Origin of the sequence: Vulcaniibacterium gelatinicum (genome assembly GCF_008033445.1) — a bacterium.
Taxonomy (GTDB): Bacteria; Pseudomonadota; Gammaproteobacteria; order Xanthomonadales; family Xanthomonadaceae; genus Vulcaniibacterium_B; species Vulcaniibacterium_B gelatinicum.
The window spans coordinates 59601-73218 of sequence record NZ_VNKO01000012.1; the positions used below are offsets into that span (position 1 = coordinate 59601).

14 protein-coding genes are annotated in these 13618 nt (G+C 73.0%); 12 read left to right on the top strand and 2 right to left on the bottom strand.

Translation table 11 applies throughout. The features are described 5' to 3' along the window. The first annotated feature begins 23 nt into the window (after positions 1 to 23). Genes xpsH through FPV26_RS08525 form a run of 10 tightly spaced genes read left to right on the top strand, consistent with a single transcriptional unit; the run spans position 24 to position 8906 of the window. Positions 24 to 503 (top strand): type II secretion system protein XpsH, encoded by a 480-nt coding sequence (gene xpsH, locus FPV26_RS08480; protein WP_147653453.1) that lies wholly within the window; start codon positions 24 to 26, stop codon positions 501 to 503. Then, positions 500 to 925 carry a type II secretion system protein XpsI gene (gene xpsI / locus FPV26_RS08485; RefSeq protein ID WP_147653454.1) on the top strand — a complete coding sequence of 142 codons (426 nt, stop codon included), beginning with the start codon at positions 500 to 502 and terminating at the stop codon, positions 923 to 925. Before xpsH ends, xpsI begins: the two co-directional genes overlap by 4 nt. Further along, on the top strand, positions 922 to 1560 hold the full coding sequence (locus FPV26_RS08490) for a prepilin-type N-terminal cleavage/methylation domain-containing protein (RefSeq protein ID WP_147653455.1): 639 nt from the start codon (positions 922 to 924) through the stop codon (positions 1558 to 1560). The genes xpsI and FPV26_RS08490 overlap by 4 nt, the downstream gene beginning before the upstream one ends. Further along, positions 1557 to 2438: a type II secretion system minor pseudopilin gene (locus tag FPV26_RS08495; protein ID WP_147653456.1), complete on the top strand. Its 882-nt coding sequence runs from the start codon at positions 1557 to 1559 to the stop codon at positions 2436 to 2438. The genes FPV26_RS08490 and FPV26_RS08495 overlap by 4 nt, the downstream gene beginning before the upstream one ends. After that, the gene (locus tag FPV26_RS08500; RefSeq protein ID WP_147653457.1) at positions 2435 to 3583 is read left to right on the top strand and encodes a PilN domain-containing protein; all 1149 of its coding nucleotides are present in this window, start codon (positions 2435 to 2437) and stop codon (positions 3581 to 3583) included. The genes FPV26_RS08495 and FPV26_RS08500 overlap by 4 nt, the downstream gene beginning before the upstream one ends. Then, positions 3555 to 4178, top strand: a complete 624-nt coding sequence (gene gspM, locus FPV26_RS08505; RefSeq protein WP_147653458.1) for a type II secretion system protein GspM — start codon at positions 3555 to 3557, stop codon at positions 4176 to 4178. The genes FPV26_RS08500 and gspM overlap by 29 nt, the downstream gene beginning before the upstream one ends. Continuing rightward, a complete protein-coding gene (locus FPV26_RS08510) occupies positions 4168 to 4968 on the top strand; it encodes a general secretion pathway protein GspN (protein ID WP_147653459.1) in 801 nt (266 codons plus the stop codon). Before gspM ends, FPV26_RS08510 begins: the two co-directional genes overlap by 11 nt. After that, complete coding sequence (gene gspD, locus FPV26_RS08515; protein WP_425473080.1) at positions 4965 to 7169, top strand: type II secretion system secretin GspD; 2205 nt, start codon at positions 4965 to 4967, stop codon at positions 7167 to 7169. Before FPV26_RS08510 ends, gspD begins: the two co-directional genes overlap by 4 nt. Next, positions 7166 to 8071, top strand: a complete 906-nt coding sequence (locus FPV26_RS08520) for a glycosyltransferase family 2 protein (RefSeq protein WP_246109246.1) — start codon at positions 7166 to 7168, stop codon at positions 8069 to 8071. Before gspD ends, FPV26_RS08520 begins: the two co-directional genes overlap by 4 nt. Next, positions 8064 to 8906 (top strand): glycosyltransferase family 2 protein, encoded by an 843-nt coding sequence (locus FPV26_RS08525; protein WP_147653461.1) that lies wholly within the window; start codon positions 8064 to 8066, stop codon positions 8904 to 8906. Before FPV26_RS08520 ends, FPV26_RS08525 begins: the two co-directional genes overlap by 8 nt. Before the next feature lie 117 nt (positions 8907 to 9023). Here the strand turns inward: FPV26_RS08525 and pyrF are convergent, their stop codons facing one another. Next, positions 9024 to 9836 (bottom strand): orotidine-5'-phosphate decarboxylase, encoded by an 813-nt coding sequence (gene pyrF, locus FPV26_RS08530; RefSeq protein ID WP_147653462.1) that lies wholly within the window; start codon positions 9834 to 9836, stop codon positions 9024 to 9026. Positions 9837 to 9913: 77 nt separating this feature from the next. Beyond that, on the bottom strand, positions 9914 to 11575 hold the full coding sequence (ettA, locus tag FPV26_RS08535) for an energy-dependent translational throttle protein EttA (protein WP_147653463.1): 1662 nt from the start codon (positions 11573 to 11575) through the stop codon (positions 9914 to 9916). A gap of 217 nt (positions 11576 to 11792) precedes the next feature. Between ettA and glyA the strand changes: the two genes are divergently transcribed. Together glyA and nrdR are read left to right on the top strand one after the other, a co-directional pair. Then, positions 11793 to 13061: a serine hydroxymethyltransferase gene (glyA, locus tag FPV26_RS08540; protein WP_147653464.1), complete on the top strand. Its 1269-nt coding sequence runs from the start codon at positions 11793 to 11795 to the stop codon at positions 13059 to 13061. A gap of 3 nt (positions 13062 to 13064) precedes the next feature. Then, positions 13065 to 13601: a transcriptional regulator NrdR gene (nrdR, locus tag FPV26_RS08545; protein WP_147653465.1), complete on the top strand. Its 537-nt coding sequence runs from the start codon at positions 13065 to 13067 to the stop codon at positions 13599 to 13601. Positions 13602 to 13618: the final 17 nt, after the last annotated feature.

Consider the following 13618-nt stretch of genomic DNA (forward strand, 5'->3'; position numbering starts at 1 on the left):
GGGCGGGCGGTGGGGCTGAGGACATGACGCCGCGGCACCGCCCCGTCGGCCTGCACGCGCTCCGCGGCTTCTCGTTGGTCGAGGTGCTGCTGGTGGTGGCGCTGGTCGCCGTCGTCAGCCTGCTCGCGGCCGGCGCGGTGCGCGGCGGCTTCGAGGGCGTGGCGCTGCGCTCGGCGGCGAAGGAGGTCGCCGCGCAGCTGCGCTATACCCGGGCGCGGGCGATCGCGACCGGGCAGCCGCAGCGTTTCACCATCGACCCGCGCGCGCACGCCTGGACCGCGCCGGAAGGCCGCCACGGCGAATTGCCGGAGCAGCTCGGCATCGAGTTCATCGGCGCGCGCGAGGTGCAGCCGCGCGAGGGCGAGGGCGCGATCGTGTTCTTCCCCGACGGCGCCTCCACCGGCGGACGGATCCGGCTCGTCCGGCGCAGCGCGGCCTGGCAGGTGGACGTGACTTGGCTCACCGGCGAGGTGCGGTTGCGGCGCGCGGAGGCCATGCCGTGAACCGTCGCGCCGCCGGCTTCAGCCTGATCGAGGTGCTGGTCGCCTTCGGCGTGCTCGCGCTCGCGCTCACCTTCCTGCTCGGCACGCTCTCCAGCGGCACCCGCCAGGTGCGCTGGGCCGACGAGGCCGGACGCGCCGCGCTGCACGCGCAGTCGCTGCTCGACCAGGTCGGGGTGGGCGAGCCGCTGCGGCCGGGGATCGAGGAGGGCACGTTCGAGGAGGGCCGCTACCGCTGGACGCTGCAGGTCGAGCCCTGGCAGGACCCGGCCCGCGATCCGGCGCAGCCGCAGGATCCGGCCGCGCCGCAGCTGCTGCGCCTGGACCTGCAGGTGCAATGGCGCGACGGCGGTCCGCGCGAACGGCTGCACGTGCAGTCGCTGCGGCTGGCGGCGCCGGCGGCGGGGCAGGGGGTGCCGCCATGAGACGCGCGCGCGGCTTCACCCTGATCGAGGTGCTGCTGGCGACCACGCTGCTGGCGCTGGGCCTGGCGCTCGCGCTCGCGACCCTGCGCGCGGCCACCGCCACGGTGCAGCGCGGCGAGGCGATCGCCGAGCGCAGCGAGCGCATGCGCGCGGTGGCGCAGTTCCTGCGCCGGCGCCTGGCCGGGGCGCGCCCGGTCGCGTTCGAGGTGGATCCCGACACCGGCGTGCCGCTGCGCTTCATCGGCGAGCCCGACCGCCTGCGTTTCGTCGCCGACCTGCCCGACTACCTCGGCCGCGGCGGCCCGTACATGCACGACCTGCAGTTGCACGAAGGCCAGGACGGGCTGGAGCTGCGCGTGGACCTGAAGATGGTGCTGGCCGGCCTGCTGGTCGAGGAACGGCCGCCGCGCGAGCCGGAGCTGCTGGCCTCCGGGCTGAAGGAGGTGCGCTTCCGCTACCGCGCGCTGGACGAGCAGAACCGGCTCGGCGAATGGCAGGAGCGCTGGGAGTACGGCGACCGCCTGCCGCTGCAGGTCGAGGTCACCCTGCGCGACGCCGACGGCCGCGCCTGGCCGCCGCTGGTGGTGGCGCTGCCGCTGTCGGGCGGCGGCAACATCCTTGGAGGCGTGCCGTGAGCGCGCACGGCCAGCGCGGCGCGGCGCTGCTGCTGGTGCTGTGGCTGGTGACCCTGCTCACCGGCCTGATCGGCGCCTTCGCCCTGATCGCGAAGGTCGAAGGGCTGCAGGGCCGGGTGCTGCACCACGGCGTGATCGCCGCCCAGGCCGCGCGCGCCGGACTCGAATATGCAGTCGTGCGCGTGGCCGAGCAGGATCCGCGCCGGGCCTGGCTGGCCGATGGCCGCGAATATCCCTGGCGGTTCGGCGAAGCCGAAGTGCGGGTGCGGATCACCGACGAAGCCGGCAAGGTGGACCTGAACCTGGCCGACGCGCCGCTGCTGGCGGCGCTGTTCGAAGGCGCCGGCGCCGAGCCGTGGCAAGCGCGGCGGCTGGCCAATGCGGTGCTCGACTGGCGCGACGTGGATCCGCTCACCCAACCCGAGGGCGGCGCCGAGGATCCGGACTACGAGGCCGCGGGCCTGCCCTACGGGGCCAAGGACGCGGCCTTCGAGAGCGTGGCCGAACTCGAGCAGGTGCTGGGCATGACCCCGGCGCTGTACGCGAAGCTCGAACCGCACCTGACCGTGTACGCCGGCCGCATGCGCCCGGAGCCGGCGTTCGCCTCGGCGGAGGTGCTGGCGGCGATGGGGCTGGACGCGCAGCAGGTGCTGGCGCGGCGGCGGGCGTGGGATCCGGCTTCCGGCCTGCCCCCGCCGCAGCTCGACGGCACCCCGCTCGTGGCCGGAAACACCGGCACGTATAGTATCGAGAGCCGCGCACGCCTCCGCGATGGACGCGAGGCCATCCTGCGCGCCGTCGTCCGCAGCGGCGGGAATGCAGTGCCCGGATCGGCCTACACGCCGCTGCGTTGGGAGGAAGGAGCGATGCCACGATGAGCGCGCTGCGCGAGAGCGTCAGCCGTCTGCAGACCCGGATCCGGCCCGGGGCGGGCGGCTTTTTCGCGTGGTGGGCGCGCGCGCTCGCCGCCTGGCTGCCGGCGCGCTGGCGCCAGGCCTTGCGCGCCGGCCAGGAGCGCCTGCTGCTGGTGGAGCAGGCCGACGGCCTGCTGCTGCGGCGCCAGCATGCCGAGGGCATGGACGATCTCGGCCGGCTCCCGGCCGCCGCCGACCTCGCCTTCGCCGAGGACGCGCTGGGCCCGCTGCTCGGGCCGGCGGTAGCCGACCTGCCGCGCTGGCTGCTGCTGCCCGCCGGCGCCGGCCTGCGCCGCACCCTGACGCTACCGGCCGCGGCCGCCGAGCGCCTGCGCGAGGTGGTCGCGTTCGAGATCGAGCGCCAGACCCCGTTCGCCGCCGATGCGGTGGCCTTCGACGCGCGCGTGCTCGGCCGCCGTGGCGAGGGCCAGATCGAGGCCGAGCTGGTGGTGGTGCCGCGCGCGACGCTGCAGGCGCAGTTGCAGGGGCTGGGCCCGCTGGCCGCCACGCTCTCGGGCGTGGACCTGGCCGATAGCGCCGGCATGCCGCTCGACGTGAACCTGCTGCCGCCGGCCCAACGCGTGCGACGCAGCGACCCATGGCGGACCTGGAACATCGCCTTCGCGGCGGTGGCGCTGGTGGCCCTGGTGGCGGGCCTGTGGCAGGTGCTGGACAACCGCCGCGCCGCCGTCGAAGCGCTGCAGGCGCGGGTGAAGGCGCTCGAAGGCCCGGCCGCACGCGCCGCGGCGCAACGCCAGCGCCTGGCCGACGCGGTCGCCGGCCAGGTCTATCTCGACCGCCTGCGTGCCGGCCGCCCGAGCGCGATCGAGGTGATGGACGAACTCAGCCGCCGCCTGCCGGACAGCACCTACCTGGAGAAGCTCGCGATCGAGGGCGACCGCCTGTTGCTGATCGGCCTGAGCAGCGAGGCCTCGGCGCTGGTCGCGCGCCTGGAGGGCTCGAAGCTGTGGCGCGCGCCGGCGCTCACCGGCGCGCTGCAGCCCGACCCGCGCACCCGCCGCGACCGGTTCACCCTGACCGCGGAACTCGCGGTGACCGCACCGCCCAAGGAGGCCGCCGATGCCGGCAACGCCCGCGCCGGTCGCTGACCGCGACCGCTGGCTCGCGCTCGCGCTGCTGCTCGGCGCGCTTGCGCTCGCCTACCTGCTGCTGGTGCACCCGTGGTGGACGGTGCCGATGCGCGAGGCCAATGCGCGCATCCAGGCGCTGCAGCAGCGCGAACTGCGCTTGCGCACCGAGCTCGAACTGGCGCCGGAGGTCGAGCGGCGGCTGGCGGAGGTGGAGGCGCAGCGGCGCGTGCGCGCCGGCTTCCTGCCCGAGAGCACGCCCGAGCTGGCGACCGCCGGGCTGGTGCAGCGGCTGGAGACCGTGGTCGCCCAGGCCAGCCCCGGCAACCGCAGCTGCGCGATCACCAACCGCTCACCCCTGACCGAGTCGCGCCCGGGGCGCTTTCCACGCGTGACCGTGCAGGTGCGGCTGCGCTGCGGCGCGCCGGAACTGGCGGCGGTGCTGCACGCGCTCGAAGGCGGCACCCCGCGCATGTTCGTGGACAACCTCAACGTGCTCGCCCAGCGCTATTTCTTCATGGCCGGCCAGGCCGGCGGCGGCAGCGGCGGCCTGGACGTGAGCTTCGACCTGTACGGCTACATCGCCCCGGGCGGGGAGGCGGCGCGTGCGCGTTGACCGGATCGGCCTGCGCACCTGGCTGCTGGCGGTGCTCGCCGGCTGGGCGCTGTTGGTGTGGCTGCTGGCGCTGGCCGGCATGGGCGGGCGGATCGCGCCGGTCGCGCCCGATCCGGCGCGCATGCAGCGCCTGCCGGCCTTGCCTCCGCCGCCGCCGGAGCGGATCGGCCCGCTCGGCCAGTATGCCGAGATCGGCGCGCGGCCGCTGTTCTCGGAGAACCGCCGTCCGCAGCCGTTCGTGATCGCCGGTGCGGGCGAGGGCGAGGCGGGCGGCGCCAGCTTCGACTTTGTCCTGAGCAGCGTGCTGCTGACCCCGAGCGTGCGCCTGGCGATCCTGCAGCCCAGCGCCGGAGGCGAGCCGGTGCGGGTGCGCGAGGGCGAGGCGCCCAAGGGCGCCGAGAGCTGGCGGCTGGTGTCGCTGGAACCGCGCGCGGCGGTGTTCGTGGGCCCCGAGGGTGAGCGCCGCCTGGAGCTGCGCCTGTTCGACGGCCGCGGCGGGCAGGCGCCGGCGCCGCAGCCGCCGGTGGTGACCGAAACCGTGGAACGCCCGGGGCCGCAGGGGCCGGCCGAGGTGGATCCGGGCACGGGCGGGGCGGCCAAGCCCGAACCCGCGCCCACCCCCGCGCCGGCCACCGCCGCCGCGCCGACGATCACGCCCGAGCAGCAGATGGAAGCCATCCGCCGCCGCATCGAGGCGCGCCGCGCGCAACTGCGCGCCGAGGCCTTGCGGCAGCAGCAACAGACCCCGCCTCCCGTACCGGCACCGAAGCCGGACGCCCAGAACCGATGAGTGCGCGCATGAACGCCCGAACGCCCTTCGCTCTTCCGGCCCGTTTCACGGCCGCCATCCTCGCCGGGATCCTGGCCGGCTGCGCGAGCACGCCCACGCCGACCATGCAGCGCAGCCCGCAGCTGCACCGCCCCGCCGAGGCCGCGCGCACCGTGCCGCTGGCCGAATCCGCGCCGCCGCAGCCGGCCGGCGCGCAGCCGCAGCTGCACCGCGGCAGCGGCGAGGTGATCAACCGCAGCGCCGCCGCGGCCCCGCCGCCGAGCCTGGGCGCCAGCTCGGGTGCGGCCACCTTCAACTTCGAGGGCGAGTCGCTGCACGCCGTGGTCAAGGCGATCCTCGGCGACATGCTCGGCCAGAACTACGTGATCGCGCCGGGCGTGCAGGGCACGGTGACCCTCGCCACGCCCAGGCCGGTCAGCCCGGCCCAGGCGCTGAGCCTGCTGGAGATGGTGCTGGGTTGGAACAACGCGCGCCTGGTGTACGTGGACGGCCGCTACAACATCGTCCCCGCCGACGCCGCGCTCGCCGGCACCGTGGCGCCGCGCACCGGCCCGCCCGCGCTCGCGCGCGGCTTCGAGGTGCGGGTGGTGCCGCTGCGCTACATCTCCGCCACCGAGATGGAGAAGCTGCTCAAACCCTACGCGCGCCAGAACGCGGTGGTGAGCGTGGAGCCCGCGCGCAACATCATCACCATCGCCGGCACCCGCGCCGAACTCGAGAACTACCTGCGCACGATCGAGATCTTCGACGTGGACTGGCTCGCCGGCATGTCGGTGGGCGTGTTCCCGCTGCGCTCGGGCCGCGCCAGCAAGGTGGTGGCCGACCTGGAAAAGGTGTTCGGCGAGCAGAGCAAGTCGCCGGTCGCGGGCATGTTCCGTTTCATGCCGCTGGAGGGCGCCAACGCGGTGCTGGTGATCACCCCGCAGCCGCGCTACCTCGACCAGATCCAGCAGTGGATCGAGCGCATCGACGGCGCCGGCGACGCGGTGCAGCTGTTCTCCTACGAGCTCAAGTACGTCAAGGCCAAGGACCTGGCCGAGCGCCTGGCCGACGTGTTCGGCGGCGGCCGCGGTGGTGGCGGCGGCGGGGATGCTGGCCCGCCCTCGCTGATGCCGGGCACCGAGCCCACCGAGATCAAGGATCCGGGCATGCAGGGCGGCACCAGCAGCGCCCCGGTCGGCGGCCTGGGCCAGGGCCAGCTCTCGCTCTCCCAGCGCGGCGGCGGCGACGGCAGCGTCACCCTCGAGGTCAACGGCGGGCGCGTGGGCGTGTCGGCGGTGGACGAGACCAACACCCTGCTGGTGCGCGCCACCCCGGCGCAGTGGGCCTCGATCCGCGACGTGATCGAGCGCCTGGACGTGATGCCCTCCCAGGTGCACATCGAGGCGCAGGTGGTCGAGGTCGCGCTCACCGGCGACCTCAAGTACGGCGTCAACTGGTTCTTCGAGAATGCGATCACGCCCGACGCGCTGCGCCAGCGCGCGCAGGGCCGCGGCATCTGGGGCGACATCTCCGGCAGCGTCGGCGGAATCAGCGTGGACGAGGACGGCAACGTCAGCGGCGGTCTGACCTGGAGCTTCCTCGGCCGCAACGCGCTGGCGGTGATCAACGCCCTCGACCAGGTCACCGACCTGCGCCTGCTGCAGACCCCGTCGGTGATGGTGCGCAACAACGCCGAGGCCAACTTCAACGTCGGCAGCCGGATCCCGATCTCGTCGGTGAACTTCATCCCCGGCACCGGCGGCGACGCCGGCAGCCGCTTCAGCCAGGTGCAGTACCTGGAAACCGGCGTGATCCTGAAGGTGCGCCCGCGCGTCACCCGCGACGGCATGGTGTTCCTGGACATCGTCCAGGAGATCAGCTCGCCGGGCGGCGAACCCGACCAGAACGGCAACGTGCGCATCAACACCCGCCGGCTCAAGACCGAGGCCGCGATCCAGAGCGGCGAGACGATCATGCTCGCCGGCCTGATCAGCGACGGCGTGACCAACGGCTCCTCGGGCGTGCCCGGCCTGAGCCGGATCCCGATCCTGGGCGGCCTGTTCGGCACCAGGACCGCGCGCAACGACCGCAGCGAGGTGATCATCCTGCTGACGCCGACCATCCTCCGCGACCCGCAGGAAGCGCGGAAGCTGACCGACGAATACGGCCAGCGCTTCCGCGCCCTGGAGCCCTTGCGCCGCCCGCCGCAGACGCAGTGAGCCCGACGCCCGAAGCGCTGCCGGTCGTGCTGCTGCCGGTGGGCGTGGACGAGGACGCGCTGGACGCGTGCCTGGCCGCGCTCGAGGCCGGCACGCCGCCGGGTACCCGGGTCTGGCTCGCCGACGACGCCCAGGCCGGCCCGCGCGGACAGGCCATCGTCGAGCGCTGGCTGCGCCGCACCCGGCTGCAGGCGCACTACACGCGCCGGCAGCGCCCGGTGGGCGAGGTGGCGCACCTGCACGAGGTGCTGGCCGCCTGCGGTGAGGCCGACGTGGTGGTGCTGGCGCCGGACACGCGGCCGGCACCGGGCTGGCTGGGCGAACTCGCCGCGTGCCTGGCGCGCGATGCCGCGATCGCCACCGCCACGCCGTGGAGCAACGCCGGTGAGGCCGCGGCCTGGCCACGCTGCGGCGAGATCAATCCGCTGCCCGACGATCCCGAGCGCCTGGCCCGTGCCTGCGCCGCGCTGCCGCCGCGGCATCCGGAACTGCCGGCCGCGGTGAGCCACGCCGTGGCCCTGCGCGGTAGTGCGCGCCGCCGCGCGGGCGGGCTGGACGCGGAGAGTTTCGGCAGCTGGTATGCCGCGCTCACGGATCTGTCGCTGCGCCTGGCCGGCCTGGGCTGGCGCAACGTGCTGTGCGAGACCTGCTTCGTCGCGCGCTCGGGCGAGGGCGCGCCGGCCGATGGCGACCTCGACACGCTGGCCGCGCGCTGGCCCGGCTGGCATGCGCGCCTGGCGCAGTTCCTGATGGACGATCCGCTGCACGAGCTGCGCCAGGCGCTGGCGCGGTTGCAGGCGACGGTCGGCCCCGCCTCGCCGCAGCGCGAGCTGTTCCCCGCTCCGCCGGCTCCGCTCCCGTCCGCGGGGGAGGGCCGGGAAGAGGAGGACGCGCGTGCCTGACATCGCCGCCATCGTCGTCACCCACCGCAGCGTCGCCAGCATCGACGACTGCCTGCGGCGCCTGCGCGATGCCGCGGAGGTGGCCGAGATCCGGGTGGTGGACAACGCCTCCGACGACGGCACGCTCGCGATCGTGCAGCGCCATGCCGCACGCGATCCGCGCGTGCGCTTCATCGCCAATCCCGACAACCCCGGGTTCGCCGTCGCCTGCAACCAGGGCGCGGCCGACAGCCGCGCGCCGTGGCTGGCCTTCGTCAATCCCGACTGCCTGGTCGAGCCCGACACGCTGGCGCGCCTGCGCGCGCACGCGCAGGGCGCCAGCGCGGCGCTGGTGGGCGCCGACCTGGTGGACGAGCAGGGCCGGCGCGACGCCGCCGCGCGCCGGCGCGACCCCGACTTCGCCCGCATGCTGCGTGCGCCCGCGGCGGCCCGGCTCGGCGTGGCGATGGACCCCGCGTGCACGCTGCAGCCGGTGGATGCGGTCTCCGGGGCGCTGATGCTGCTGCCGCGCGCGCTGTTCGCGGCGCTCGGCGGCTTCGACGAGGGCTACCGCCTGCACGCCGAGGACCTGGACCTGTGCCGCCGCGCGCGCCTGGCCGGTGCCCGGGTCCTGGTCGCCAACGACGTCACCGTGGTGCACCTGCGCGGCGTGTCCTCGCGCTCGCGCCCGCTGTTCGTCGAATGGCACAAGCACCGCGGCCTGTGGCGCTACTTCCGCAAGTTCGAGGCCCCCCGCCACGGCCCCCTGCTCCACGCCGCCGTCTTCCTCGCCATCTGCCTGCACTTTCCGCTGGCGGCGGCCAGGCGTTTCCTGGCCACGGATTCACACGGATGAACCCGGATGGAACAAAAGCTTTTTTGCCACGGATTTACACGGACGAACACGGATAAAGCAAAAGCGCTTTTTATTCAAAAAGCCTTATCCGTGTTAATCCGTGGCCAAAAACGCTTCTCACCGATAGCGATTGATCTGATCGCGCAGCGCCCGCGCCGCGGCGGCCGCGGCGGCGGCGAAGTCGTCGCCTTGCGAGGCGTACAGGATCGCGCGCGAGCTGCTGACGATCAGGCCGGTGCCGTCGGCGGTCTTCGCGTTGCGCACCACCGCCGCGACGTCGCCGCCCTGGGCGCCGACGCCGGGGACGAGGAAGGGCAGGTCGCCGACGATCGCGCGCACCTCGGCCAGCTGCGCCGGCCAGGTGGCGCCGACCACCAGCGCGCAGTTGCCGTGCGCGTTCCACTCCCGCGCCACCAGCCCGGCGACGTGCTGGTACAGCGGGCGGCCGCCGACGCGCAGGTCCTGCAGGTCGCCCGCGCCCGGGTTCGAGGTCCGGCACAGCACCACCACGCCCTTGTCGGCGCGATCCAGGAACGGCTGCAGCGAATCGCGGCCCAGGTACGGGTTCACCGTCACCGCGTCGGCGCGGTAGCGGTCGAAGGCCTCGGCGGCATAGTGCTGCGCGGTGCTGCCGATGTCGCCGCGCTTGCTGTCCAGGATCAGCGGGATGCCGGGGTGCGCGGCGTGGACATGGGCGATCAGCCGCGCCAGCGCGTCCTCGGCGCCGAGCGCGGCGAAGTGGGCGATCTGCGGCTTGAACGCGCACACGTAGGGCGCGGTGGCGTCCACGATCGCGCGGCAGAATCCGAACACCGCGTCGGCATCGCCCGCGAACCGGGCCGGGAACCGCGCCGGCTCCGGATCGAGCCCGACGCAGACCAGCGACCCCGCCTGCTCCCACCGCCGTCGCAGCTGCTGCATGAACCCCATGTCGGACCCCCGGTTCCTGTTCCTGGCCACGGATCAAGGCAGATGAGCACGGATCAGGCTTTTTTGAATGAAAGCCCTTACTTGAGCGCCTTGAAGCGCAGGCGGTGCGGCCTGGCGCCTTCCTCGCCCAGGCGGCGCTTCTTGTCTTCCTCGTACTCGCGGTAGTTGCCCTGGAAGAACTCCACGTGCGAATCGCCCTCGAAGGCGAGGATGTGGGTGGCGATGCGATCCAGGAACCAGCGGTCGTGCGAGATCACGAACGCGTTGCCGGGGAACTCGAGCAGCGCGTCCTCGAGCGCGCGCAGGGTCTCCACGTCGAGGTCGTTGGACGGTTCGTCGAGCAGCAGCACGTTGCCGCCCTGGAGCAGGGTCTTGGCCAGGTGCAGGCGGCCGCGCTCGCCGCCGGACAGCGAGCCGACCAGCTTCTGCTGGTCCGGGCCCTTGAAGTTGAAGCGGCCGATGTAGGCGCGCGACTGGATCTCGATGCCGTTGATGTTGAGGATGTCCAGGCCGCCGGAGACTTCCTGGAACACCGTGTTGTTGGCGGCGAGCGCGTCGCGGCTCTGGTCCACGTAGGCCAGCTTGACCGTCGGGCCGATGACGATCTCGCCCGAATCCGGCTTCTCCTGCCCGGTGATCATCTTGAACAGGGTGGACTTGCCGGCGCCGTTGGGGCCGATGATGCCCACGATCGCGCCCGGCGGGACGATGAACGACAGGTCGTCGATCAGCAGCCGGTCGCCGAAGCGCTTGCTGACGTTGCGGAACTCGATGACGTTGTTGCCCAGGCGCTCGCCCGGCGGGATGAAGATCTCGTTGGTCTCGTTGCGCTTCTGGTACTCGACGGACTGCAGCTCCTCCAGCCGCGCCAGGCGCGCCTTGCCCTTGGAGCGGCCGCCCTTGGCGTTCTGCCGCGCCCACTCCAGTTCGCGTGCGATCGCCTTCTGCCGCGCCTTCTCCTGCGCCTCCTCCTGCTTCAGGCGTTCCTCCTTCTGCACCAGCCACTCGGTGTAGTTGCCCTTCCAGGGGATGCCGCGGCCGCGGTCGAGCTCGAGGATCCACTCGGCGGCGTTGTCGAGGAAGTAGCGGTCGTGGGTCACCGCGACCACGGTGCCGGGGTAGCGCTGCAGGAACTGCTCCAGCCACTCCACCGACTCGGCGTCGAGGTGGTTGGTGGGCTCGTCGAGCAGCAGCATGTCGGGCTTCTGCAGCAGCAGGCGGCACAGCGCCACGCGGCGCTTCTCGCCGCCGGACAGGTTGCCGATCTTCGCCTCCCACGGCGGCAGGCGCAGGGCGTCGGCGGCGACCTCCAGCTGCTGCTCCAGGGTGTGGGCGTCGCCGGAGGCCAGGATCGCCTCCAGCCGTTCCTGCTCCTTCGCCAACGCGTCGAAGTCGGCGTCGGGCTCGGCGTAGGCGGCGTACACCCGCTCCAGCGCGGCCTGCGCCTGCAGGATCTCGCCCACGCCTTCCTCCACCGCCTCGCGCACGGTGTGCTCCGGGTTGAGCTGCGGCTCCTGCGGCAGGTAGCCGATCTTGATGCCGGGCTGCGGGCGCGCCTCGCCGCTGAAATCCTTGTCCACGCCGGCCATGATCCGCAGCACCGTGGACTTGCCCGCGCCGTTCAGGCCGAGCAGGCCGATCTTGGCGCCCGGGAAGAACGACAGCGAGATGTCCTTGATGATCTGGCGCTTCGGCGGGACCGTCTTGGACACGCCGATCATGGTGTAGATGTACTGCATGCAGGCTCCGCAGGGCAGACGCCGGCGGCCTGCGCGGGGGCAGGGCCGGCGGAGGGAATCGGGATGGGGGCGATTATACCGGCCGTCGCGCCCGGCCCGCGGCCGCGCGCGGCGGCGTTCAGGCGCGGGCGCGCCCGGCCGGCCGCGGCGCGGCGCGGGGGGAGAAACGGCCAAAACCGCTACACTGGCGGCTTCCTTCCCCGCTTCCGGAGTGCCGATGTTTCCCCGCGACGCCCGCATCGAAGGTTTCGACCCCGAACTCGCCCAGGCGATCGCGGCCGAACGCCGGCGCCAGGAGGACCACGTCGAGCTGATCGCCTCGGAGAACTACGCCAGCCCGCGCGTGCTCGAGGCGCAGGGCAGCGTGCTGACCAACAAGTACGCCGAAGGCTATCCGCGCAAGCGCTACTACGGCGGCTGCGAGCACGTGGACGTGGCCGAGCAGCTGGCGATCGACCGCGCCAAGGCGCTGTTCGGCGCCGACTACGCCAACGTCCAGCCGCACTCCGGCTCGCAGGCCAACCAGGCGGTGTACTTCGCCCTGCTGGAGCCGGGCGACCGGATCCTGGGCATGTCGCTGGCGCACGGCGGGCACCTGACCCATGGCGCCAAGGTCAACCTCTCCGGCAGGATCCTCGACGCGGCCCAGTACGGCGTGAACGCCGAGGGCCTGATTGACTACGACGAGGTCGAGCGCCTGGCGCTCGAGCACCGGCCGAAGATGGTGGTGGCCGGGTTCTCGGCCTATTCGCAGGTGGTGGACTGGGCGCGGTTCCGCGCCATCGCCGACAAGGTCGGGGCGTACCTGTTCGTGGACATGGCGCACGTGGCCGGCCTGGTCGCTGCCGGGGTCTATCCGAACCCGCTGCCGCACGCGCACGTGGTCACCTCGACCACGCACAAGACCCTGCGCGGCCCGCGCGGCGGGATCATCGTCGCCAGCCGCGCCGGCATGGGCGAGCGCGCCGAGGAGATCGAGAAGAAGCTGCAGTCCATCGTCTTCCCCGGCATCCAGGGCGGGCCGCTGATGCACGTGATCGCGGCCAAGGCGGTGGCGTTCAAGGAGGCGCTGGAGCCGGAGTTCAAGGCCTACCAGCAGCAGGTGGTGAAGAACGCGCAGGCGATGGCCAGGACCATCATCGAACGCGGCTACAAGATCGTCTCCGGCGGCACCCAGAACCACCTGATGCTGGTGGACATGATCGGCAAGGGCATCACCGGCAAGGACGCCGAGGCCGCGCTCGGCCGCGCCCACATCACGGTCAACAAGAACGCGGTGCCGAACGACCCGCAGAAGCCGTTCGTGACCTCGGGCCTGCGCATCGGCACCCCGGCGGTCACCACCCGCGGCTACCGCGAGCCCGAGTGCGTCGCGCTCGCGAACTGGATCTGCGACGTGCTGGACAGCCCGAACGACGAGAACGTCATCGCCGCGGTGCGCGAGAACGTGACCCGCCAGTGCCGGCAGTTCCCGGTCTATGGCTGAGGCATGCACTGCCCCTTCTGCCAGCACGTAGACACCCGGGTCATCGACTCGCGCGTGTCCGACGACGGCGCCACGATCCGGCGCCGGCGCGAGTGCGCGGCGTGCGGGGAGCGGTTCTCCACCCTGGAGACGATCGAGCTCAAGCTGCCGGTGATCGTCAAGGGCGACGGCCGGCGCGAGCCGTTCGACGCGCGCAAGCTGCGCCTGGGCTTCGACCGCGCGCTGCACAAGCGTCCGGTGTCGGAGGAACAGGTGGAAGCGGCGGTGCGCGCGGTGGTGCACCAGCTGCGCATGACCGCCGAGCGCGAGGTCGCCTCGCGCCGGGTCGGCGAGTTCGTGATGGCCGAGCTGCGCAAGCTCGACCACGTCGGCTACGTGCGCTTCGCCTCGGTGTACCGCGACTTCCAGGACGTGGACGACTTCCGCGAGGAACTCGACCGGCTCGAGCGCGAACTGCCGCCGGGCGAGGCGCAGCTGCCGCTGCTGGACGAGGGGAATAGGGGTCAGAGTCATATTTCGCCAAAAAAGAAGGACCGATGACCGCTGCCTCGAGCGAA